General features: G+C 71.0%; 16 protein-coding genes. 4 read left to right on the forward strand and 12 right to left on the reverse strand.

Annotation, left to right across the window (positions count from 1 at the left end; translation table 11 throughout):
• Positions 1 to 44 precede the first annotated feature (44 nt).
• The 3 genes from ACWC0C_RS21210 to ACWC0C_RS21220 form a co-directional block, all read right to left on the reverse strand.
• On the reverse strand, positions 45 to 284 hold the full coding sequence (locus tag ACWC0C_RS21210) for an RNA-binding protein (RefSeq protein ID WP_003973401.1): 240 nt from the start codon (positions 282 to 284) through the stop codon (positions 45 to 47).
• Between the two features lie 5 nt (positions 285 to 289).
• Complete coding sequence (rpsP, locus tag ACWC0C_RS21215; RefSeq protein ID WP_449200920.1) at positions 290 to 709, reverse strand: 30S ribosomal protein S16; 420 nt, start codon at positions 707 to 709, stop codon at positions 290 to 292.
• 327 nt (positions 710 to 1,036) lie between these two features.
• Positions 1,037 to 1,633 carry a hypothetical protein gene (locus ACWC0C_RS21220; RefSeq protein ID WP_449200919.1) on the reverse strand — a complete coding sequence of 199 codons (597 nt, stop codon included), beginning with the start codon at positions 1,631 to 1,633 and terminating at the stop codon, positions 1,037 to 1,039.
• A gap of 521 nt (positions 1,634 to 2,154) precedes the next feature.
• Here ACWC0C_RS21220 and ACWC0C_RS21225 point away from each other — a divergent pair.
• Positions 2,155 to 3,063, forward strand: coding sequence for an SAM-dependent methyltransferase (locus tag ACWC0C_RS21225; protein WP_450865240.1), 909 nt, complete (start codon positions 2,155 to 2,157; stop codon positions 3,061 to 3,063).
• Here ACWC0C_RS21225 and ftsH read toward each other — a convergent pair.
• The 6 genes from ftsH to nsdA all read right to left on the reverse strand — a co-directional run bounded on the left by ftsH (position 3,060) and on the right by nsdA (position 12,715).
• Positions 3,060 to 5,003, reverse strand: coding sequence for an ATP-dependent zinc metalloprotease FtsH (ftsH, locus tag ACWC0C_RS21230; RefSeq protein ID WP_450865241.1), 1,944 nt, complete (start codon positions 5,001 to 5,003; stop codon positions 3,060 to 3,062). The genes ACWC0C_RS21225 and ftsH overlap by 4 nt on opposite strands.
• Before the next feature lie 61 nt (positions 5,004 to 5,064).
• Positions 5,065 to 6,615 (reverse strand): signal recognition particle protein, encoded by a 1,551-nt coding sequence (ffh, locus tag ACWC0C_RS21235; RefSeq protein WP_449200916.1) that lies wholly within the window; start codon positions 6,613 to 6,615, stop codon positions 5,065 to 5,067.
• A gap of 126 nt (positions 6,616 to 6,741) precedes the next feature.
• Positions 6,742 to 9,183 (reverse strand): [protein-PII] uridylyltransferase, encoded by a 2,442-nt coding sequence (locus tag ACWC0C_RS21240; RefSeq protein WP_449200915.1) that lies wholly within the window; start codon positions 9,181 to 9,183, stop codon positions 6,742 to 6,744.
• A 29-nt stretch (positions 9,184 to 9,212) separates the two neighbouring features.
• Positions 9,213 to 9,551, reverse strand: a complete 339-nt coding sequence (locus ACWC0C_RS21245) for a P-II family nitrogen regulator (RefSeq protein ID WP_030990174.1) — start codon at positions 9,549 to 9,551, stop codon at positions 9,213 to 9,215.
• Positions 9,548 to 10,891, reverse strand: coding sequence for an ammonium transporter (locus ACWC0C_RS21250; protein ID WP_449200914.1), 1,344 nt, complete (start codon positions 10,889 to 10,891; stop codon positions 9,548 to 9,550). Before ACWC0C_RS21250 ends, ACWC0C_RS21245 begins: the two co-directional genes overlap by 4 nt.
• Before the next feature lie 345 nt (positions 10,892 to 11,236).
• The gene (nsdA, locus tag ACWC0C_RS21255) at positions 11,237 to 12,715 is read right to left on the reverse strand and encodes a transcriptional repressor NsdA (RefSeq protein ID WP_449200913.1); all 1,479 of its coding nucleotides are present in this window, start codon (positions 12,713 to 12,715) and stop codon (positions 11,237 to 11,239) included.
• Positions 12,716 to 13,205: 490 nt separating this feature from the next.
• Here nsdA and ACWC0C_RS21260 point away from each other — a divergent pair, with 490 nt between their 5' ends.
• Positions 13,206 to 13,862: a bifunctional DNA primase/polymerase gene (locus ACWC0C_RS21260; RefSeq protein WP_450865242.1), complete on the forward strand. Its 657-nt coding sequence runs from the start codon at positions 13,206 to 13,208 to the stop codon at positions 13,860 to 13,862.
• Between the two features lie 114 nt (positions 13,863 to 13,976).
• On the opposite strand, the gene ftsY is transcribed toward ACWC0C_RS21260, so the two are convergent.
• Complete coding sequence (ftsY, locus tag ACWC0C_RS21265; RefSeq protein WP_449201433.1) at positions 13,977 to 15,182, reverse strand: signal recognition particle-docking protein FtsY; 1,206 nt, start codon at positions 15,180 to 15,182, stop codon at positions 13,977 to 13,979.
• 168 nt (positions 15,183 to 15,350) lie between these two features.
• Here ftsY and ACWC0C_RS21270 point away from each other — a divergent pair, with 168 nt between their 5' ends.
• A complete protein-coding gene (locus ACWC0C_RS21270; protein ID WP_449201432.1) occupies positions 15,351 to 16,802 on the forward strand; it encodes a cytosine permease in 1,452 nt (483 codons plus the stop codon).
• 6 nt (positions 16,803 to 16,808) lie between these two features.
• On the opposite strand, the gene ACWC0C_RS21275 is transcribed toward ACWC0C_RS21270, so the two are convergent.
• Positions 16,809 to 17,009 (reverse strand): hypothetical protein, encoded by a 201-nt coding sequence (locus ACWC0C_RS21275; RefSeq protein WP_450865243.1) that lies wholly within the window; start codon positions 17,007 to 17,009, stop codon positions 16,809 to 16,811.
• Positions 17,010 to 17,101: 92 nt separating this feature from the next.
• Between ACWC0C_RS21275 and ACWC0C_RS21280 the strand changes: the two genes are divergently transcribed.
• Positions 17,102 to 18,073, forward strand: a complete 972-nt coding sequence (locus tag ACWC0C_RS21280) for an LLM class flavin-dependent oxidoreductase (RefSeq protein WP_450865244.1) — start codon at positions 17,102 to 17,104, stop codon at positions 18,071 to 18,073.
• Positions 18,074 to 18,262: 189 nt separating this feature from the next.
• Here the strand turns inward: ACWC0C_RS21280 and ACWC0C_RS21285 are convergent, their stop codons facing one another.
• Positions 18,263 to 19,681 carry a sugar porter family MFS transporter gene (locus tag ACWC0C_RS21285; protein WP_450865245.1) on the reverse strand — a complete coding sequence of 473 codons (1,419 nt, stop codon included), beginning with the start codon at positions 19,679 to 19,681 and terminating at the stop codon, positions 18,263 to 18,265.
• Between the last annotated feature and the right edge of the window lie 65 nt (positions 19,682 to 19,746).

Raw genomic sequence — 19,746 nt, forward strand, 5'->3', positions numbered from 1 at the left:
CGGCCCAGAGGCCCTCCCCGGCCCGAGCCGGTGCTGCGAAAGCGTCAGCGGACGTGGTCCACGTCGACCAGGTCGACGCGGACACCGCGACCGCCGATGGCGCCCACGACGGTGCGCAGGGCACGTGCGGTACGGCCGTTGCGGCCGATCACCTTGCCGAGGTCGTCGGGGTGGACCCGGACCTCGAGTACGCGCCCGCGGCGCAGGTTGCGCGAGGCGACCTGCACATCGTCAGGGTTGTCGACGATGCCCTTCACGAGGTGCTCAAGCGCCTCTTCGAGCATGCTGCTCAGGCCTCGGTCGACTCGGACTCAGCCGCGGCCTCGTCCTTCTTCTCAGCCTTCTTCTTCTGGGTGATGGCCTCACCCTTGCCCTCGTCGTCACCGCCGAGAGCCTCGAACGACGGACGCGCGGCCTTCGGCGCGGCGACGAGCAGCGGCGCGGGGGCCGGCTCGCCCTTGAACTTCTGCCAGTCGCCCGTCTTCTTCAGGATGGCGAGAACGGGCTCGGTCGGCTGCGCGCCGACACCCAGCCAGTACGCCACGCGCTCGGCGTCCACCTCGATGACCGACGGGTTGTAGGTCGGGTGGTACTTGCCGATCTCCTCGATGGCCCGGCCGTCACGGCGGGTACGGGAGTCGGCGACGACGATGCGGTAGTGAGGCGAACGGATCTTGCCCAGACGCTTCAGCTTGATCTTGACTGCCACGGGAGTGGATTCTCCTGGATTGACGTGGTTGGGCACGGCGAGATTGCCGCGTGGGGTTGCGGTACCCGAGTGCCCGATGGACGCGTCAGCCGGAGGAGAGAGGGGTCCTGTGCGGCTGTCGAGTACAGCTAGCCATTGTGCCACACCCTGCGGGCCGCTTTTGGCCCAGGGGGGCGTGAGCTGCGGCTGGGCATGCCTCGGACGCACCCGGCGTGGAGGTGACCGTACGTCGGGTGCGCTGCTCGGAGCTGTGAAGTTGTCGGGCCGGTGCGGCTCATCGGCGTCCACGACCCGGCACCCACGAGATGCCGGTGCTCGCGGCCCGCGTCACGCCGCCCCGGCGACCTCCGGAATGCGGAACGGCTTGCCGCAGCCGCCGCAGACGATCGGGGCCTGGGCCAGGACCGAGGGGACCACGCGGACGTTGCGGCCGCAGTCGCAGACCGCCTTGACGCGGACACCGCCACCGGAGGAGCCGTGCCGGGCGGCCGGGCCGCGGAAGGTGCGGGTGGCGTCCGACGAGGTCGCCGCCGTATGGGCCTTCAGCGCCCGCTGGAGCCGCTCGATGGTCGGGCGGTAGCGCCGCTTGGCCTCGGGGTTGAGCGTGACCAGGGAGAAGCCGCTGCTCGGGTGCGGCTCCTCGGGGTGGTCGAGGCCCAGCTCCTCGGCGATCGCGAGGAAACGGCGGTTGTGGTATCGGCCGGCGCGGGAGGTGTCGCGGATCCCACGGGCGGCGGCGATGCCGTGGACTGCTTCATGGAGCAGTCGCTCGAAGGAGAGTTCGTGACCGCACGCGGACGACGACTCCCCGATCAGGGACTCTGGCGCGGCAAGGTCCGGCAGCTCGGGGTGGTACCGCTGAATGTCGGCCCACGCCTGCGCCAGCTCTGCGGCGAGAACAGGTGGTGTCTGTGTCGTGCTCACGTAATGACAACGAGCGGGGGTGCCGCTGTGTTCCTATTCCGGGGCATCCCAAATAATTTGCACGTACCCGTCAGTTGCCGCTGATGCGTCCGGACGAGGGCGGGTGCGCTGATCTGCGGAGAAGCCTCGCAGCTCGTAACAAGCTGGTGCGTAGTCCGCCCTACGATCCGGCGCGTACGGCCCGATGCCCCTGCGGTCGGCGTTTGCACAAGATGCGTTTCGGCCGCTCTCGTCGCCGAGTCCCACTCCGGTCAGCGTCCGTGACGGGCGTGGCGTTACTGCGCCCGGTCCCGCCCCCGGCACCGGCCGGTTCCCCCGAATTCGACACCGTAGGGCCACCCAGATTGCCGGGATATGAAATCTCGCCACACCGGCGCCAGGAGCCCAAGCCGGGCCCCACAACCCCTGGACGGGGCCGCGAGCCGGGAGTTACCTGGCATACGTGAGAAGTGCGCGCGCACGCACGGGGGCCACGCAACCGGGCACAGCGGCGAAATGTCGGCGGATTGGGGCGCTTACCTATGACACCTACGCTCGTGCGGCAGCACACGTCCCGCGCGGACTCCGCACGCGTGGACCTGTGCGCACGCGCGCGTGACTGGTCCGAGATCCAGGAGCGGATGCTGGTGCCGCTCTACGAAGCCGTCTACGAACGACTCGAAGTAGGCCCCGCCACCCGGCTGCTGGGCCTGCGCTGCGGCTCCGGACTCGCGCTGCTGCTGGCGGCCGGCAGAGGTGCCGCGGTCACCGGCGCCGACGCCTCCGCGCCGGAACGGCTCGCCCTCGCCCGGGAACGCTTGCTGGCGGATGCCCCGCGCGGCACGAACGGCGGCGTCCCCGGCGGCCGCCGTCCGAGTGCCGGAAGAAGCCGCACACACGCGCGTGCCGCCGCGCGGCTCGTCGACGGCTCGCCCCGTGACGCGGCCGGCGCGGAGACGGCGGCGTACACCCTGGTGACCGTCTTCGAGCCGATCGGCTGTCTCGCGGGGGACTCCGAGGGGCTCGGCGAGCTGCTGGCGGACGCGCTGCCGCTGGCCGCGCGCGGGGCCGCCGTGGTGCTGGCCGGGTGGGGGCCGCCGGAGCGCTGTGCCACCTCCTCGGTGCTGCGGGTGGCGACGAAACTGGCCGATCCCCTGCGCAGCGCGCGCAGCTGGCGGCCGGCCCGGCGGGACGACCTGGAGGAGGTCGCCCAGCGGGCGGGACTGAAGCCGGACGGCTCGGGGCGGGTGGCCTGCCCGTTCGGGTACGCCGACGTCGACAGCGCCGTACGCGGGCTGCTGTCGACCGGCCTGTTCGACGCGGCGATCGCGGCGACGGACGCCAAGCAGGTGGAGAAGGAGCTGGCCGAGGCCCTGCACCCGCACCGGCGCCCGGACGGAGCCGTGTGGATGCCGAACGTCTTCCGTTACCTTGTCGCGCGCGTGCCCTAGGCCTCCTCGACGTCCTTCGTGAGGCGCGTGATGCCCGCGATCCGGTACGCGTCCGCCTCCTCCAGCGTCTCGTTCTCCAGCAGCGCCTGGGCGAGGGCGTCCAGTTGGCCGCGGTGGTCGCGGAGTTTGCGGCACGCCTCCTCGTAGCACTCGTCCACGATCCGCCGCATCTCGGTGTCGATCGCGTCGAGGGTCTGCGGGGCGGCGGCGAGGCCGTAGGCCTGCTGGGCGTCGTTGGGGAGTGCGGAGAGGCGGCCGACCTCCTCGCTCATGCCCCAGCGGGACACCATCCCGCGCGCGATGTTGGTGACCTGCTCCAGGTCGCTCTCGGAGCCGGTGGTGATCACGTCGTAGACGACGTGCTCGGCCGCCATGCCGCCGAGTGCGCCGATGATCCGGCCGCGCAGGTACTCCTCGGTGTACGCGTACTTGTCCGCGTCCGGCGTGGAGAGGGTGACGCCGAGGGCCCGGCCGCGCGGCACGATGGTGATCTTGCGGACCGGGTCGGCGCCCGGCTGCAGCATGCCCAGCAGGGCGTGGCCGCTCTCGTGGTAGGCGGTGCGCCGGCGCTCCTCCTCCGGCATCACCAGCGCCCGCTCCGCGCCGAGCTGGATCTTCTCCAGTGCCTCGGACAGGTCGGTCTGTGTCACCCTCTGCTGTTTGCGCTTGACCGCGAGCAGGGCGGCCTCGTTGGCGAGGTTGGCCAGTTCCGCACCGGTCATGCCCGGGGTCGTACGCGCCACGTGGGCGAGGTCGACGCCGGGGTCGAGCGGGATGTCCCGGGTGTGGATCTCCAGGATGGCCTTGCGGCCGCCGCGGTCCGGGGGTGAGACCTGGACGATCCGGTCGAAGCGGCCTGGGCGGGTCAGGGCCGGGTCGAGGATGTCGGCGCGGTTGGTGGCCGCGATGACGATGACGCCCTCCGAGCCGGAGAAGCCGTCCATCTCGGTGAGGATCTGGTTCAGGGTCTGCTCGCGCTCGTCGTGCCCGCCCATCGACGCACCGCCGCCGCGGGCCCGCCCGATGGTGTCGATCTCGTCGATGAAGATGATCGACGGGGCGACCTTGCGGGCCTCCGCGAACAGCTCCCGGACGCGGGAGGCGCCCACGCCCACGATCATCTCGATGAACTCGGAGGCGGACGCGGAGAAGAACGGCACGCCCGCCTCACCGGCGACCGCGCGCGCGAGCAGTGTCTTTCCGGTGCCGGGAGGGCCGGAGAGCAGGACGCCGCGGGGCATCTTGGCGCCCATACGGCGGTAGGCGTCGGGGTTCTTCAGGAAGTCGACGACGTCGTTCAGCTCGCCCTCGACCTCGTCGATACCGGCCACGTCGGCGAAGGTGGTGCGCTTCTCCCCCGGCACCAGCTCGACCGGCTTCGGCGGCGCCTTGCGGCCCAGCATGCCGCCCGCGCCGCCGAGTCCCGCGCTCATCCGCCGTGCGACGAAGATCCACAGGGCGACGATGATCAGCATCGGGGCCAGCGAGATCAGCAGGTTGGACAGGAAGCTGCGGTGCTGGACGACCGGTTCGGCCGTGACCGTGACATGGTGCTTGGTCAGGTTCGACCAGAGGTTGTCGTTCGCGAAGGACGGGCGCTCGGTGTTGAACTTGGTGTAGTTCCCGCCGCCCTCGGGCTTCTTCCGCCCCTTGCGCAGCTGGCCCTGGATCGAGTCGCCCTTGGCGTAGATCTTGGCGACATTCCCGTCGTTCACCTGCTTGCTGAACTCGGTGTACGAGATCGTCGGCTCGTTGGCCTGGTCGAAGTACGACAGCACCAGGTTGGCGATCAGGTACACGACCAGGGCGGTGATGATCAGCCGCCACCAGCCGCCGCGCATCCGGCGCCCGCCCGGCGGCTGCTGCGGCGGCTCGTCGGGGGCGCCCTCGGTACGCCATGGCTGGTCGGGCGACTTGCGTGGCGGCGCGGGGTTGGTCATATGCGGACGGTACGGCAACGACCAACCCCCGGCACGCGCAGCGGTGAAACCAGGGGCGGACTCAGCCCATGAACTTCTTGAACTCGTCCGGCAGCTCGAAGTCCTGGCCGCCCTGCTGCGGCAGCCCGAAGGCGCCTCCGCCCTGCGCGGCGGCCTCGCGGCGCTGGGCCTCCTCCAGCTCCTGCTGCTTGCGCTTCATCGGGTTGCCGGAGCGCTGCTTGCCCTTGGCCTTCTTCTGCTGCTTCTTCTGCCGGCCGGGGCCACCGCCCATGCCCGGGATCCCCGGCATGCCCGGCATGCCGCCGCCCTGCGCCATGCGGGACATCATCTTGCGGGCCTCGAAGAACCGCTCGACCAGGTTCTTCACCGCGCCGACCTCGACACCGGAACCCTTGGCGATACGGGCGCGGCGCGAGCCGTTGATGATCGTCGGGTCCTGGCGCTCGCCCGGGGTCATCGACTTGATGATCGCGGCGGTGCGGTCGACGTCCCGCTCGTCGATGTTCTGGATCTGGTCCTTGATCTGGCCCATGCCCGGGAGCATGCCGAGCAGCTTGGAGATGGAGCCCATCTTCCTGACCTGCTCCATCTGGGCCAGGAAGTCGTCCAGGGTGAAGTCCTGGCCCTTCTTGGACGCCAGCTTCGAGGCCATCTTGGCGGCCTCTTCCTGGCTGAAGGTCTTCTCCGCCTGCTCGATCAGGGTGAGCAGGTCACCCAGGTCGAGGATGCGGGAGGCCATCCGGTCCGGGTGGAAGGCGTCGAAGTCGTCCAGCTTCTCGCCGTTCGACGCGAACATGATCGGCTTGCCGGTGATCTGCCGGATCGACAGGGCGGCACCACCGCGGGCGTCACCGTCGAGCTTGGAGAGCACCACGCCGTCGAAGCCGACGCCGTCGCGGAAGGCCTCGGCGGTGTTGACGGCGTCCTGGCCGATCATCGCGTCGACGATGAACAGGATCTCGTCCGGGGAGACGGCGTCGCGGATGTCCGCGGCCTGCTGCATCATCTCGGCGTCGATACCGAGGCGGCCGGCGGTGTCCACGATCACGATGTCGTGGACCTTGGACTTCGCGAAGTCGATGGAGTCCTTGGCGACCTTCACCGGGTCGCCGACGCCGTTTCCCGGCTCGGGCGCGAAGACCGCCACACCCGCGCGCTCGGCGACGACGCTCAGCTGGTTGACGGCGTTCGGGCGCTGGAGGTCGGCGGCGACCAGGAGCGGCGAGTGGCCCTGCTCCTTGAGCCACCGGCCGAGCTTGCCCGCGAGGGTGGTCTTACCGGCACCCTGCAGACCCGCCAGCATGATCACGGTGGGCGGCTGCTTGGCGAAGCGCAGCCGCCGGGTCTCGCCGCCGAGGATGGTGACGAGCTCGTCGTTGACGATCTTCAGGACCTGCTGGGCCGGGTTCAGCGCGCGCGAGACCTCGGCGCCGAGCGCGCGCTCCTTGACGTTCTTGATGAACGTGCGGACGACCGGCAGCGCCACGTCGGCCTCGAGGAGCGCAATGCGGATCTCGCGTGCCGTGGCGTCGATGTCCGCCTCGGACAACCTGCCCTTGCCGCGGAGGTTTTTGAAAGTCGCGCTGAGGCGGTCGGAGAGGGTATCGAACACGGTGGCGTCGGTCCTCGGGGTCGGAGATGGTGTGGGCTGCCCTCCAGGGTATCCGCCCCGGCAAGGCAGCAGTCCCCACCCGTCGCGATCGGCGAGCGGGGCCCATGGGTCGCGGGCACCGCGGGGTCACGCCCGGAGCGTCTCCTCCAGCACCCGGGCCATCGACGCCGCGTCCTGCCCCGGCAGCGGTTCCCCCGCGCCCGTGGTGACGTAGAAGGCGTCCACCGCGTTGGAGCCCAGCGTGCTCACATGCATGCTCCGCACCCGCACCCCCGCCTTCTCCAGGGCCATCCCGATCCGGTGCAGCAGGCCCGGGGCGTCCTGGGCGCGGACCTCGATCACCGTGGCGTGGTGGGAGGCCGCCGGGGCCACGGTCACCCGGGGCGGCGGGGCGACCCAGCCGCGCCGGCGGGGGTAGGCCGCGTCCCGTTCGGCGAGGCGGCCGGCGATGTCCAGGGTGCCGTCGAGGGCGCGGACGAGGTCGGCGCGCAGCCGGGAGGCCTGCGGCAGGGAGCCGTACTCGGCGGCCACCCGCCAGTTGAGCAGCAGTACCGAGCCGTCGTCGACGTCGTCGGGCAGGCTCAGGGCGCGCAGTTCCGCGGTGCGGACGGTGAGGCGGTGGACCGCGAGGACGCCGGCCACCGCCGGGAGCACGGCGGGCTGGTCGGGTACGGCGATGACCAGCTCCACGCCGAGCGGTTCGCCGGACGGCTCCTGCTCGGTGACCGGTTCCGTCTGTGCGCGCAGCGCGAGGACCGGGCCGCCCGTGCGGTACGCCTCGATCGCCAGCCGCTCCTGCTCGGCCGTGGGCGCGGCCGGCTCGGGCTCCTCGGGGACGTCCCCGGCGAGCACGGCGGAGACCCGCCGGACGAGGTCGGCGACGAGGGAGCCGCGCCAGGAGGACCAGGCCGCCGGGCCGGTGGCGAGGGCGTCGGCCTCCGTGAGCGCGTGCAGCAGCTCCAGGGTGCTCTGGGTGCCCACGGCCTCGGCGACCGAGCGGACCGTGGCCGGGTCGTCCAGGTCGCGACGGGTGGCCGTCTCGATGAGCAGCAGGTGGTGGCGGACCAGGAGGGACAGCACGGCCACGTCCGACCGGTCGAAGCCGATCCGTGCGGCCACGTCCTTGGCGATGATCTCGCCGGCCACCGAGTGGTCGCCGGGCCAGCCCTTGCCGATGTCGTGCAGCAGGGCGGCGACCAGCAGCAGGTCGGGGCGGCTGACGCGGCGGGTCAGTTCGGAGGCGCGCACGGCCGTCTCGATCAGATGCCGATCGACTGTCCACACATGGACGGCATTGCGCTGCGGGCGGCAGCGGACCCGCTCCCAGTCCGGCAGCAGGTGGCTGATCAGGCCCTCCGCCTCCAGTGCCTCCCAGACGTCGACGGTCGGGCGGCCGGAGCCGAGCAGCGTGACCAGCTGCTCGCGGCCCTCGGCGGGCCAGGGCGTGGGCAGGGGGCGGGCGAGGGCGGCCATGCGCCGTACGGCGTGCAGGGAGAGCGGCAGGCCGGCCTGCGCGGCGGCGGCCGCGGCGCGCAGGGGGAGGACGGGGTCGCGCTCGGGGCGCGCGGCACGGGCGAGCACCACCTCGCCGTCCTGCTCGACCACGCCCTCCGCCAAGGGCGACCGTTCCGCGACCGGCTTGCCGCCGCCCAGCATGGCGCGCAGGCGCGGGCGGACGGCGCGCGAACGCAGCACGCGCCCCACCTCGCGCCAGGTGACGTCACTGGCGTACGAGATGACCCGCGCCGCCTCGTAGACCTGCCGCAGCAGTGTGTCCGCGTCCAGCAGCCCCAGCTCGGCCGCCACCTGGTCCTGCTCCTGGAGCGCGAGCCGGTCGGTCGCGCGGCCCGTCGCCAGATGCAGCGCGTCCCGTACGTCGAGCAGGCGCCGACGGGCGTCGGCGAGGCCCTCGCGCGGTGCGTCGGCGAGCCAGGAGGCGGCCACGGCACGCAGGGCGGTGGCGTCCCGCAGGCCGCCGCGGGCCTCCTTGAGGTCGGGCTCCAGCAGGTACTGCAGCTCGCCCTGGCGCTCGGCACGTTCGGTGCACAGTTCCTGGAGTTCGGGGAGGCGCTTGGGGGCCTGGTTGCGCCAGTCGGCGAGGACGGCCGTACGCAGGCCGGCGGTGAGGCCGAGGTCGCCGGCGAGGTGGCGGGCGTCCAGGAGACCGAGGTGGACCTTCAGGTCCTCCCCGGCGGTCCTGCGGGCCTCCCCCGGGGTGCGCACCGAGTGGTCGAGGGCCAGGCCGAGGTCCCAGATGGGGTACCAGAGGCGGTCGGCCAGGGCGGCGACCGCTTTCGGGTCGGAGCCGTCGTGCAGCAGCAGGAGGTCCAGGTCGCTGCGTGGGGACAGCTCACCGCGGCCGTAGCCGCCGACGGCGACCAGGGAGACGCCCGCGAGTCCTTCGGCCGCCGCCGTGAACAGGCCGCCGAGCCAGCCGTCGGTCAGTTCCGCGAGGGCGGCACGGCGCGGCGGCCCGGACCGCGCCCCCTCGGTGAGGAGGCGCAGCCGGGCCGCCGCGTAGCCGCTGGGTCCCGAGTCCTCTGCCATCCGCTCGTCCGTTCCCGTCACCCAGCGACTCCCGTTCTGAGAAGGTGTGATCAGAGCGCGTCCGGCCCGCGCTCGCCGGTGCGGACCCGTACGGCGGTCTCGACCGGCAGGGACCAGACCTTGCCGTCACCGATCTTGCCGGTGCGGGCCGCCTTGACGATGACCTCGATCAGCTGCTCCGCGTCGTCGTCCTCGGCCAGGACCTCTATGCGGATCTTGGGGACCAGGTCGACGGTGTACTCGGCACCGCGGTAGACCTCGGTGTGGCCCCGCTGACGACCGTAACCGCTGGCCTCGGTGACCGTCAGGCCGTGCACGCCGAACGCCTGAAGCGCTTCCTTGATCTCGTCCAGCCGGTGGGGCTTGACGACGGCGGTGATGAGCTTCATGCGTCCACCTTCTTGGTCTGCGTGGCGGCCAGGGACGGGGCGTGGGCGGCGGAGCCGATGACGCCGCCGCCGGCGCCGCTGAAGTCGTAGGCGGTCTCGGCGTGCTCGGCCTGGTCGATGCCGGAGATCTCCTCGTCCTCGGTGACCCGCATGCCGATCGTCTTGTCGAGCAGGAAGGCGAGGACCGCGGAGACGATCAGGGAGTAGGCGAGGACCGCGCCGACACCGGCGCACTGCTTCCACAGCTGGGTGAAGGAGTGGTCGCCGTAGAAGACACCGGTCGCGGTGGACTGGCCCTTGCCGGTGGCGAAGAAGCCGATCAGCAGGGAGCCGATGATGCCGCCGACCATGTGGACGCCGACGACGTCCAGGGAGTCGTCGTAGCCGAACTTGAACTTCAGGCCTACGGCCGCGGCGCAGGCGACACCGGCGATGGCGCCGACGGCGATCGCGCCGAGCGGGGAGACCGCACCGCCGGACGGGGTGATCGCGACCAGACCGGCGACCGCGCCGGAGGCGGCGCCCAGCGTGGTGAACGCGCCGTGGCGGATCTTCTCGTAGGCGAGCCAGGCCAGCATCGCGGCGGCCGTCGCGACCTGCGTGTTGACGAACATCAGCGCGCCGACGCCGTCGTCGTTGCCGAGCCAGGAGCCCGCGTTGAAGCCGAACCAGCCGAACCACAGCAGGCCCGCGCCGAGCATGACCAGCGGGAGGCTGTGCGGGCGCATCGGGTCCTTCTTGAAGCCGACGCGCTTGCCGATGACGAGGATGACACCGAGGGCCGCCGCACCCGCGTTGATGTGGACCGCCGTACCACCCGCGAAGTCGATCACACCGAGCTTGAAGGCCCAGCCGTCGGCGCCCCAGACCCAGTGGGCGACCGGGACGTAGACGATCGTGACCCACAGGGCGATGAAGAGCGACCAGGCGGAGAACTTGACGCGGTCCGCGAGGGCGCCGCTTATCAGGGCCGGCGTGATGATCGCGAACATCATCTGGAAGACCATGAACACGAAGATCGGGATGCTGTAGCCGGGCCACAGCTCCGTCAGACCGATCTTGCGGAGGCCGAACCAGTCGGAGTCCCAGCCGATGAGGCTGTTGTCCGTACCGAAGGCGAGGGAGAAGCCGTAGAGCACCCACAGAATGGTGACGATGCCCATGCTGATGAAGCTCATCATCAGCATGTTCAGGGTGCTCTTGACGCGGACCATGCCTCCGTAGAAGAAGGCGAGACCCGGCGTCATGATCAGCACCAGGGCGGAAGCAATGAGCATGAAGCCTGTGTTCGCGGAGGAAAGCTTGGGTGCCTCCGCGGCAAGCGTGATGGCTGGTGCCATCGGCGTCTCCTCGTCGGTTGGTACGGCCCCGTGCGGGCGGTGCCTGGGCGGTCCGGCGGGTCGGGGGGTGTGGGCCGGTTATGCGCCATGAGATTGGCGCAGCGCGGTTTCGGTGGGAGCCCCTCGTTGTTTCGCCGGGGTGACGAAGACGCCTGGCGTGTTACGCGTCCATGAACTGCCGGATCTCGGCCGCGCCGATCGTTATCGTGACGCAACCTGCCCCGGGGGATCCTGCCGGGGACACAGGCCGGCCGCGGCGGGCCTCCCGATGACCTGGCGATGGGGGAGCCGAGTCGGGCAGTTCGGGAGGACCGGCCGCGGCCGGGGCGCGGGTGCCGGAGCGGGTCAGACCGCTTCGGCGTTCTCCGGCAGGTCGACGGCGAGCTGGTCGGTGAGGTCGACCACGGCGGCCAGGTCGCCGTAGTCCCTGACGGCCGTGTCGACCGTCTTTCGAATACGAGTGTTCACACGCTCGGAGCGGACCTTCTTGGCGATGTCCATGGCTTGTGAGGCATAGGTGGCGCTCCGGTCGGGCTCGCGCTGGAGCAGGTGCACGGTGGCCTTGCCGATCAGATTGAGCGCGTACGACCGCTGGTGCTCGGGATCCTTGGCGAACAGCTCCACCGCCCGCTGCATGAGCGGCTCGGCGAGTGAGGCGTAGGCCGGGCTGCGTCCGGCGACGTAGGCGAGGTCGCGGAAGGAGTGGGAGTTCTCGCCGTACAGCTCGGCCTCGGAGAAGAAGCGGATCCAGTCGGGGTCCGGCTCGTCCCACTCGTCGGCCTCGGCGAAGGTGTCCTCGGCCATGCGGACCGCGCGCTTGGTCTTGCCGGGCTGACCCATGTTGGCGTAGGCGCGGGCCTCCATCGCATACAGCATGGACTGGGTGCGCGGGCTCGCGCAGTCCCGGCTGCCGTACTGGGCGAGGTGGATCAGCTCCAGGGCGTCGTCGGGCCGGCCGAGATGGATCATCTGGCGGCTCATGCTGGACAGGACGTACGAGCCGAGCGGCTTGTCGCCGGCCTCCTTGGCCGCGTGCAGGGCGAGGACGAAGTACTTCTGCGCGGTGGGCTGCAGGCCCACGTCGTACGACATCCAGCCCGCCAGTTCGGCGAGTTCGGCGGCGACCTTGAAGAGCTTGCGGGTGGTGGCCTCGGGCTGGGGCTCCTGGAGCAGGTCCGTGACCTCGTGCAGCTGGCCGACGACCGCCTTGCGGCGCAGGCCGCCGCCGCACTGGGCGTCCCACTGGCGGAACATCCGGGTGGTGGACTCCAGCAGGTCCAGCTCGGGCTTGGACAGCCGGCCGGGCCGACGCGAGTCGATGACCGGCTCGGGTGCGGCGGGGAGGGGGGAGAGGGGGCTCGGGACGAGCCAGCGCTGCATGGGCTCGATGAGGGAGGGGCCGGCGGACAGCGCCAGGGAGGTGCCGAGGAAGCCGCGCCGGGCGAGCATCAGGTCGCTGCGCGAGAACTCGCTGAGCAGGGCGACCGTCTGCGGGGCCGTCCAGGGCAGGTCGACGCCGGACACGGAGGGCGACTGGCGGGCGGCGCGCAGGCCGAGGTCCTCGATGGAGACCACACAGCCGAAGCGCTCGGAGAACAACTCCGAGAGGATGCGCGGGATCGGCTCGCGCGGATTCTCCCCGTCCAGCCAGCGGCGCACGCGCGAGGTGTCGGTGGAGATGTGGTTGGCCCCCAACTGGCGGGCCCGGCGGTTCACTTGCCGAGCCAGCTCGCCCTTGGACCAGCCGCTGCGCACGAACCACGAACCGAGCAGCTCGTTGGGGCGCTTGTCAGCGTTCGCTCCGCTACCGCCGTTGCCGCTCACTGGAACGCCCCCATCCCTGAGACCACTTGTCGTCGTTGCGACCCTTGGTCGCCCCGGAGGGAGACCGTCGCGCGCCAAGCCCTATCAGAATGCCGGTAAATACGGCTTCCCGTCCGCCGGTTCTCACCCTTCGAACGAGCTGACGACTCGCCTCCGGCATACCCACGGATGCATATGCCTCTCGGACTCGCACACTCACAGTAATCCTACGATCACCCGCTCAGCCACGTGGATCCATGAAACGCCACCATTCGCCACCCCTTCGAATGAACTCACGGTCGCCCGTCCGCGATTCACTTGACATAGGACGGCCGGAAGTGGGCGGAGTGATGCAAGCGGGGGCGCGCACACCCCGATGCGCCACCCGACACGCTCCAAGGCGCCGCCTTGACCTCATGCCGAAGAGGGAAGGCGGAGCCGTAGCGTTACGTTCCGCTTCCGTCTCGTTCCGTGTCGTAACCACCGGCGCGCTGGACCCGTTGGAGGGGGCATGGGCTTCACGATCGGCGGCATTCGCGAGATCCGCTCCGGCACGCGCCGGCGCGGCCGTTCGTCGGAGTGCACCGCCGTCGCCGAGTTCACCGGGCTGTGGGGCTGGGACGTGGTGCCGGGGGCGCGGGCCGCCGCGGGCGCCTGCTCGTGCGGACGCCCCGACTGTACGGCACCGGGTGCGCATCCGCTGGACTTCGCGCCCCAGGTACCGGCCGGAGCCACGCTGGACGAGGTCAGCAAGGCCTGGTCGGAGTTCCCCGGTGCCGCGGTGATGCTGCCGGTGGGCCAGGCGTTCGACGTCATCGAGGTCTCCGAGGCCGCCGGCCGGCGCGCCCTGGTCCGCCTGGAGCGCATGGGCCTTCCGCTGGGCCCGGTGACCGCCACCCCGGACGGCCGCGCCCACTTCTTCGTCGCTCCCGGCGCCACCGCCGACCTCCCCCGGCTGCTCTACCGCATGGGCTGGGACGACCCCTCGGCCCTGGACCTGCGCGGCCTCGGCCCGGGTACGCACATCACCGCGCCGCCCTCCGACCGGGGCGGCCTGGGCCCGGTGCGCTGGCTGCGCCCGCCCGCGCTGGACTCGGCGACCCGGCCTCCGGCGGCGCGTCTGCTGCTCGGGACGCTGGCCTACGTCGCCCACCGATCGCGCACGTGATGCGCCCACGGCTCAGGCCACGCAAACCCACGGCTCAGGCACGAAAACCGGAAGCGCCCACCCCCTCGACCGGGGCGGGCGCTTCCTGAAGCAGGCAGTAAAGGGGCTGACCCCTCAGTCACCGATCAGCGCATCCACGAACGCCTCCGGCTCGAACGGCGCGAGATCGTCCGCGCCCTCGCCGAGGCCGACCAGCTTGACCGGGACGCCCAGCTCGCGCTGGACCGCGACGACGATGCCGCCCTTGGCCGTGCCGTCCAGCTTGGTCAGCACGATGCCGGTGATGTCCACGACCTCCGCGAACACGCGGGCCTGCACCAGACCGTTCTGGCCGGTGGTGGCGTCCAGGACCAGCAGCACCTCGTCCAGCGGCGCGTGCTTCTCCACGACCCGCTTGACCTTGCCCAGCTCGTCCATGAGGCCGGTCTTGGTGTGCAGCCGCCCGGCGGTGTCGATGAGGACGACGTCGACCCCCATCTCCTTGCCTTCCTTGACCGCGTCGAAGGCGACGGAGGCGGGGTCACCGGCCTCCGGGCCGCGCACGGTGTAGGCGCCGACGCGCTCGCCCCAGGTCTGGAGCTGGTCGGCGGCGGCGGCACGGAAGGTGTCGGCGGCGCCGAGCACGACCGTACGGCCGTCGGCGACCAGCACGCGCGCGAGCTTGCCGGTGGTGGTGGTCTTGCCGGTGCCGTTGACGCCGACGACCATCACGATGCCGGGCTTGCGGTCCTCGGGCTCGGTCTTCACCGTGCGGTCGACGTCGGTGCCGACCAGCTTGAGCAGCTCCTCGCGCAGCAGGCCGCGCAGCTCCTCGGGGGTGCGGGTGCCGAGCACCTTCACGCGCTCGCGCAGGCCCTCGACCAGCTCCTGGGTGGGCTGCACGCCGACGTCGGCGGTGAGCAGCGTGTCCTCGATCTCCTCCCAGGTCTCGTCGTCCAGGTGCTCGCGCGAGAGCAGCGTGAGCAGGCCCTTGCCGAGTGCGTTCTGGGAGCGGGAGAGGCGGGCGCGCAGGCGGACCAGCCGCCCGGCGGTGGGCTCCGGGATCTCGATCTCGGGAGCCGCTACGGGGGCGGGAGGCTCCTCCACGGCGACCGGTGCGGGGCCGCCGGGGAGATCCACCTCCTCGATGGTCCGGCGCGGTTCGTCGCGCGGCGTCTCGGCCTCGTCGCCGACGTGCGGCTCGGCCGGGGGCGCGGTGATGTCGGGCGTCTTCGGGGGTGGCGGAGGCAGCGGCTTCCGGCGCCGGCTACCCACGATCAGCCCGCCGAGCGCGCCGAGCACGACTACGGCGATGACTACAGCAAGGATGACGGTTTCCATAACTCGTCCAGTATCAGCCATGGGGCACGAGGGAAGCCTGTTTGTGGCTTCCTCCGAGAGACAAACGCCACTTAAAGCAAGGAGTCGGAGCAAAGTACGATGGTGGCGGCTCTGTTGACGCGCGTAGAGTCCGATCGTCCCTGTCCCCCCACGTCTGGCCGTTCCTTCATGAGCAAAACCGTCGAGACCGAAGGCGCTCTCGAGACCCGAGGCATCGAGCAGGTCCCGGATCACGAGCGCACCGCGAAGACCCGTGAGCTGTTCCCGACCTGGGTCGGCGCCAACATCAGCGTGTTGCTGCTGACGATGGGCGCGAGCCTCGTCGTCGCATACCACCTGGACATCTGGCAGGCGCTCGTCGTCGCGGTGGCCGCGCCGGTCGTGTCGTACGGCCTGGTCGGGCTGATCGGCATCGCCGGCAAGCGGGGCGGCGCACCCGGCATGGCGCTGTCGCGCGCGGTCTTCGGCCAGCGGGGCAATCTGCTGCCCGGTTCGCTGATCTGGGTCGCGCGCTGGGGCTGGGAGACGATCAACGCGGTCACCGGCGCCTACGCGATGCTCACCATCCTGGACATCCTGTTCGGCCTCAAGGCCAACAGCGTGCTGGACATGGTGATGCTGCTGGTGTTCGTGGTCGCGACCTTCGCGATCTCCGGGCTCGGCATCCACGCCGTACAGAAGTGCAACAAGTACGCGACGTACCTCTTCGGCGTCTTCTCGGTGCTGGTCCTGGTCTACCTGGTGGCGAACACGAACTGGTCGAAGGTGGTGCACCACGGCGGCGGTTCCACGGCCGCGGTGATCACCGGTGTGGGCATGATCGCGGCGGGCGGTGTCAGCTGGATCCCGACCGCGCCGGACTTCACCCGCTATCTGCCGCGCACGGCGTCCTCGAAGGCGATCGTGGGTACGGCGGTCGGCGGCGCCGGCATCGTCGTGCTGCCCATGGTCCTGATGGGCGCGGTGATGGCGGTGTCCACTCCGGACCTGGCCTCGGCCACCGACCCGGTGTCCTTCCTCGGCGAGATCCTGCCGACGTGGATCGCGGTGCCGTACCTGTTCATCGCGCTGATCGGCATGCTGCTGATCAACTCGATGTCGATGTACTCCGCGGGCTTCACCGCGCAGACCCTCGGCTTCAAGGTGCCGCGCCACTGGGCGGTCTCGGTGAACGCCGTGATCTCGCTGCTCTTCGGCGGGGTGCTGATGCTGGTCGCGACGAGCTTCATGGGCTCGTTCATCGCCTTCCTGTCGCTGCTGGCGGTCGCCTTCTCCGCCTGGGTCGGCGTGTTCGGCGCGGACATGCTGCGCCGCACGGAGTACGACGGCGCGGCGATGACCGACACCACCCGCGCCAGCGCCTACTGGTACAAGGGCGGCTTCTCCCCCGCGGCCGTGGCCGCCTGGGCGATCGGCCTGGTCTCCGGCCTGATGTTCACCACCTCGGACTGGTTCACCGGCCCGCTCGCGAAGAACAACGTCATCGGCGAGTACGGCCTCGGCTGGGTCGCCACGATCGTGATCTCCGGCCTGCTGTACCTGGCGCTGCCGAAGCCGGCGGTGGTCCGCCCGGCGGAGGCCACCGAGCCGGTCGAGGAGCCCGCGACCGTCGACGCCTGACGGTCGTCAGCCGGCCGGGCCGCCCTTGTGCAGGGCAGCGCTCGCGCGGAAGCGGAGGCGGGAGCAGCGGTCCTTCGCCTCCTGGTCGGCGTCCTCGGGACAACAGCTGTGGCGGGCGAGCCACCGCAGATCGTCCGGATCGAGCCACAGGGCAACCCGGCCCCGGTCGGCTTCCGCCTGCGGATCGGTGGGCACGGCTTCGGTCATCCCGCGACCCTACCCTCCCTTCCTCCATAGCCATCTGACGCTGCGTCAGCTACCGTCCCCCTCCACCGCATCGCACCGGAGGGGGACTTCCCATGCCCGTCACGGTCGTCCGTTTCAACCTCGTCGCTCCCGGCGCCTCCCCCGCCGCCCTCTCCGCCCGCTACCGGGCCGCCCTGGAGATGGCCGCGTACGCGGACGAGCACGGGGTCACCACCGTGCAGACCGAGGAGCACCACGGCGCGGACAACAACTGGCTGCCGTCGCCGTTCGCCTTCGCCGGCGCGGTGTTCGGGGCGACCCGGACCATCGCGGTGACGGTGTCGGCGGTGATCGGCCCGCTGCACGATCCGCTGCGGCTGGCCGAGGAGATCGCCGTACTGGACCTGCTGAGCGGCGGGCGGCTGGTGACGGTGGCCGGGATCGGCTACCGGCCCGAGGAGTACGCGCTGTTCGACGTGGACTGGCAGCGCCGGGGCCGGCTCCAGGACGAGCTGCTTCGGACCCTGCTGAAGGCGTGGTCCGGCGAGGAGTTCGCATACCGGGGCCGTACGGTACGGCTCACCCCGCGCCCGTTCACCGACCCGCACCCCCTGCTGCTGGTCGGCGGCTCCTCGAAGGCCGCCGCCCGCCGGGCCGCCCGGCTCGGCCTGCCCTTCTTCCCGAGCGCACATCTGCCGGAACTGGAGTCCTACTACAAGGAGAAGCTCGCCGAGTACGGCACCGAGGGCTGGGTCATGATGCCCGCGGCCGAGACGCCCCTGCTGCACATCTCCGAGGACCCGGACCGGACGTGGGCGGAGTACGGCGAGCACTTCCTGCACGAGGCGCGGACATACGCCTCCTGGCAGTCGGGGCAGATCCGCTCGGCGGTGCGGTCGGCGGCCACGACGGTGGCGGAGCTGCGCGCGGAGGGCGTGTACCGCGTCCTCGCACCGGAGCAGTGCGCGGGCGCCGGGCTGGACAGCCTGGTCCTGCACCCGCTGGTGGGCGGAATGCCGATCGAGGAGGGGTGGCGGAGCCTGCGGCTGTTCACGGAGCGGGTGATTCCGGCACTGGGTGACTGACCTGCGGCGATATCCGGTGACGGGATCGCGAGCCGCCATCTGGTGACCGGCTCTCGTCACCGGCTCTGGTGACCGGCGCGTACGACACCGCCGCCCCCGGACCGGGCAGTGGCCGGGCCGGGGGCGGCGGAAGGTACGGGGAGAGGGGCAGCGGGGACTTGGCCCTTCTCCCCGAGTTCACGGGGCTGGTCAGCCCATCTCCTCCAGTGCCTTGCCCTTCGTCTCCTTGACGAACTTCAGGACGAACGGGATGGAGAGCGCCGCGAAGACGGTGTAGATGATGTACGTGCCGGACAGGCTCCAGTCGGCCAGCGACGGGAAGCTCGCGGTGATGGCCCAGTTGGCGATCCACTGCGCGGAGGCGGCCACGCCCAGGGCGGCGGCGCGGATCTTGTTCGGGAACATCTCGCCGAGGAAGACCCAGACCACCACGCCCCACGACAGGGCGAAGAAGAGGACGAACACGTGGGCGGCGATCAGGGCGACCCAGCCCTGGGTGGTGGGCAGCTTGCCGTCCACCAGGTGGTACGAGAACGCCCAGGCCTCCAGGGCGAGGCCGAGGGCCATGCCGACCGAGCCGATGAGCGCGAGCGGCTTGCGGCCGACGCGGTCCACGAAGATCATCGCGATCACGGTGCCGACGATGTTGATGATCGACGTCGTGAAGGAGTAGAAGAACGAGTCCGTCGGGTCGACGCCCACCGACTGCCAGAGGGTGGAGGAGTAGTAGAACGCGACGTTGATGCCGACGAACTGCTGGAAGACCGACAGGCCGATACCGATCCAGACGATCGGCTTGAAGAAGAAGCCGCCGCCGAGCAGGTCCTTGAAGGTGGACCTGTGCTCGCTCTGCATCGCGTGCTCGATCTCGGCGACGCGGGCGTCCAGGTCGGTGTGCTCGCCCTCGACCTCGGCGAGGATCTCCTTGGCGCGGTCGCGCTTGCCCACCGAGAGCAGGAAGCGGGGGGACTCGGGGATCGCGAAGGACAGCAGGCCGTACAGGACGGCCGGGACGACCATCACGCCGAGCATGATCTGCCAGGCCTCCAGGCCCATCAGCTTGCCGCGCTGGTCGCCGCCGGCGGCGTTGAGCAGACCCCAGTTGACCAGCTGGGAGATGGCGATGCCGACGACGATCGCGGCCTGCTGGAAGGAGCCGAGGCGGCCGCGGTAGGCGGGCGGGGCGACCTCGGCGATGTAAGCCGGGCCGATGACGGAGGCCATGCCGATGGCGAAGCCGCCGACGACCCGCCACAGGGCCAGGTCCCACAGGGCGAAGGGCAGCGCGGAGCCGACGGCGCTGATCGTGAAGAGGACCGCGGCGATCTGCATACAGCGGATACGGCCGATGCGGTCGGCTATGCGGCCCGCGGTCGCGGCGCCGACGGCACAGCCGATCAGGGCGATCGCGATGACCTGGGCGAGGGCCGCGGAGCCGATGTCGTACTTGCCGCGAATGGCCTCGACCGCGCCGTTGATCACTGAGCTGTCGTAACCGAAGAGGAAACCGCCCATGGCGGCAGCCGCCGCGATGAAGATGACGTGCCCGAGATGCTCGGGGTGAGCCGTCCTGACTCCTGACTGAGGTGCCTGCGCTGTGCTGGTCACGTGTATCTCCTCGGGCCACGGCAACGCTGCCGGGGTGGGGGTGAGCCCTCTCAGGTGGTGACACC

Source organism: Streptomyces sp. NPDC001709 (genome assembly GCF_053596375.1).